The organism is Ruegeria sp. O4, assembly GCF_056535125.1.
This window is the reverse complement of sequence record NZ_JBQERO010000045.1, coordinates 1-1,925: the sequence shown is the minus strand read 5'-3', so window position 1 is coordinate 1,925 and position 1,925 is coordinate 1. Positions and strand designations below refer to the sequence as shown.

Annotated in this window: 1 protein-coding gene; it reads left to right on the top strand. The window is 63.5% G+C overall.

The features are described from left to right. Nucleotides 1–9: 9 nt before the first annotated feature. Nucleotides 10–1,785: a sulfoacetaldehyde acetyltransferase gene (gene xsc / locus ACR0J7_RS20405; RefSeq protein WP_209599474.1), complete on the top strand. Its 1,776-nt coding sequence runs from the start codon at nt 10–12 to the stop codon at nt 1,783–1,785. Nucleotides 1,786–1,925 lie beyond the last annotated feature (140 nt).

The following is a 1,925-nucleotide window of genomic DNA, read 5'->3' as shown; positions in this document are numbered from 1 at the left end:
AACACCCCTATGAAGATGACGACGGAAGAGGCCTTTGTTAAGGTTTTGCAGATGCATGGTATTGAACATGCGTTTGGGATCATTGGCTCTGCGATGATGCCGATTTCGGATCTGTTTCCGAAGGCTGGGATCATGTTCTGGGACTGTGCGCATGAGGGCAGCGCGGGGATGATGGCGGATGGCTACACCCGGGCGACCGGCAAGATGTCGATGATGATCGCGCAGAACGGTCCGGGCATCACCAACTTTGTGACCGCCGTCAAGACCGCCTACTGGAACCACACCCCGCTTCTGCTGGTGACCCCGCAGGCGGCCAACAAGACCATCGGTCAGGGGGGCTTTCAGGAAGTCGAGCAGATGAAGCTGTTCGAGGACATGGTCGCCTATCAGGAAGAGGTCCGCGACCCGACCCGCGTCTGCGAGGTTCTGAACCGTGTGATCATGCAGGCCAAGCGCGCCAGCGCCCCGGCCCAGCTGAACATCCCGCGCGACATGTGGACCCAGGTTGTCGATATCGACCTGCCCGCCATTGTCGAGTTCGAGCGCCCCTCGGGTGGCGAAAGCGCCGTGGCCCAGGCGGCCGAGCTGCTGTCGAACGCCAGAAACCCTGTCATTCTGAACGGCGCCGGTGTGGTTCTGGCCGAAGGCGGCATCGAGGCGTCGAAAGCGCTGGCCGAGCGCCTGGATGCGCCGGTCTGCGTCGGCTACCAGCACAATGACGCCTTCCCGGGCAGCCACCCGCTGTTTGCCGGTCCGCTGGGCTATAACGGTTCGAAAGCGGGGATGGAGCTGATCAGCGAGGCGGATGTTGTCCTGTGCCTCGGCACCCGTCTGAACCCGTTCTCGACCCTGCCGGGCTATGGCATCAACTACTGGCCTGCGGATGCCAAGATCATCCAGGTTGACATCAACCCTGACCGTATCGGCCTGACCAAAGCGGTCAGCGTCGGCATCATCGGCGACGCCGCCAAGGTGGCAAAGGGCATTCTGGCCCAGCTGAGCGACACCGCCGGTGACGAAGGCCGCAAGGAGCGCAAAGAGCGCATCGCGCAGAAGAAATCGGCCTGGGCGCAGGAACTGACCTCGATGACCCATGAGGATGACGATCCGGGCACCACCTGGAACCAGCGCGCCCGCGCGGCCAAGCCCGACTGGATGAGCCCGCGCATGGCGTGGCGCGCCATTCAGGCGGCGCTGCCGAAAGAGGCGATCATCAGCTCGGACATCGGCAACAACTGCGCCATCGGCAACGCCTATCCGTCGTTTGAAGAGGGTCGCAAATACCTGGCGCCGGGCCTGTTCGGCCCCTGCGGCTATGGCCTGCCCGCCGTTGTCGGTGCCAAGATCGGCTGCCCGGATGTTCCGGTTGTGGGCTTTGCCGGTGACGGTGCCTTTGGCATCGCGGTGAACGAGTTGACCGCGATTGGCCGCGAGGAATGGCCCGCCGTGACCCAGATCGTGTTCCGCAACTACCAGTGGGGCGCGGAAAAGCGCAACTCGACCCTGTGGTTCGACGACAACTTCGTGGGCACCGAGCTGGACACCAAGGTGTCTTATGCCGGTATCGCGCAGGCCTGTGGCCTGAAAGGCGTCGTGGCCCGCACCCAGGACGAGCTGACCGCGGCGCTGAACCAGGCGATCGAGGACCAGAAGAACGGCATCACCACGCTGATCGAGGCCCTGATCAACCAGGAACTTGGCGAGCCTTTCCGCCGCGACGCGATGAAAAAACCCGTCGCAGTCGCCGGCATCAGCGCCGATGACATGAAGGCGCAGGGCGCTTAACCCCAGGACGAGGCCGGAGCACATGACCCTGACACCCGTCGAGCTGTTGCGGCAAAACGCTCCGGCCACCCGTCCCATAATCGCCCTCAGCGAAGGCAACGACCCCCGCATCACAAAAGGGGCCATCAACGCGCAGAGGG

What these genes read in the sequence shown, in the direction of transcription:
- xsc (WP_209599474.1), top strand. Translation starts at nt 10, where the DNA reads ATGAAGATGACGACGGAAGAGGCCTTTGTTAAGGTTTTGCAGATGCAT.